Here is a 1,133-nt window from a genome sequence, read left to right as displayed (position 1 = left end):
TGTCGCAAGAGGCTCTTGCCGAACGTTGTGGATGGAGGCAGTCGAGGATCGGCAATTATGAAAGGGATGTGCGCCAACCAAAAGTTGAGGACATAGAGAAGATAGCCAAAACGTTGGATGTCTCGGTTCTTTGGCTTGCCACCGGCGAAGGCCCGATAGAGGACGAGCCTTCGCACCTTACGCGCGTGCCTGTAATTTCCTGTGTGCAGGCCGGTGAATGGTCGCCAGTGCATGATGACTATCCGCCCGGCGATGGGTTCGAGTATCTATATACAGACTTGCGATTGTCCGATGGGGCCTTTGCCCTTGAAATTACTGGGGATTCAATGTTGCCAGAATTTCGGCCGGGCGATCGTGTGATTATTGATCCATCACTACAACCCCGTCCGGGTGACTATGTGGTTGCTAAATTAGATGATGAACAAGAGGCGACGTTCAAAAAGTATCGCGTCCGCTCGCCGGGCGTAATTGAGCTTGTGCCCCTGAATGATGACTACCCTACCCTCACGATAGACGCTGAGCATCCCGGAAGAATCATTGGCGTAGAAGTTGAGCATAGAAAATATAGGCGATGATGCCTGCCGTGCAGATAGATGCATCCTGCCATGCACAAAGGGGCGGCCTGCTATGCAGGCGTCAGGTAAAGCAGAGGGCCGCTGATGCGGCCCTTTTTATTCACCATCCGTTGTTTAGCGGATCGAGGTAATCATCATCGTAAGGATTCTGATAGCTGTTATTGATTGACGGCATGCTTGGCTGCACCGTCCGATAGCCCCGCTGGCCAGTATAGGGGTTGATATTCCCTTGCGTTGAATAGTTGTTGTATGGGTTCCCATCCGGGGAACTGCGCCAATGACCTTGCACATAGGTTCCGTCCCGGCGAACATAGCCATTGACCCACTGATCTGCGCACGCCACGGCAGGCACAGCGAACATCGCGATAAGAATAAACAATCGCTTCATAGCGCCCTCCTAAAACGATCTACCGGCATCCCGGCACGGAACAAGATAAGACCACGCCGGAAAGAAAGTCAAATCTAATTTCCTTTGTCCTCCCCTCTCCCGCCATGTCTGGCGGCATGACCAGCACGGAATGTGCTTCCGTTCTCACATTATGTGTTGACATATACCAC

General features: G+C 52.4%; 2 protein-coding genes. One reads left to right on the top strand and one right to left on the bottom strand.

Annotated elements, in window-relative coordinates; all coding sequences use genetic code 11:
• The first annotated feature begins 47 nt into the window (after positions 1-47).
• Positions 48-575, top strand: coding sequence for an SOS response transcriptional repressor (locus D6694_03555; protein RMH46424.1), 528 nt, complete (start codon positions 48-50; stop codon positions 573-575).
• Positions 576-675: 100 nt separating this feature from the next.
• On the opposite strand, the gene D6694_03550 is transcribed toward D6694_03555, so the two are convergent.
• Positions 676-963, bottom strand: coding sequence for a hypothetical protein (locus tag D6694_03550; GenBank protein ID RMH46423.1), 288 nt, complete (start codon positions 961-963; stop codon positions 676-678).
• Positions 964-1,133 lie beyond the last annotated feature (170 nt).

The organism is Gammaproteobacteria bacterium (assembly GCA_003696665.1).
Taxonomy (GTDB): domain Bacteria; phylum Pseudomonadota; class Gammaproteobacteria; order Enterobacterales.
This window is presented reverse-complemented; position numbering and strand designations above follow the sequence as displayed.

Bases quoted from the DNA above. Each gene is read 5' to 3' on its own strand.
- D6694_03550 (RMH46423.1), bottom strand. From the start codon at position 963: ATGAAGCGATTGTTTATTCTTATCGCGATGTTCGCTGTGCCTGCCGTG.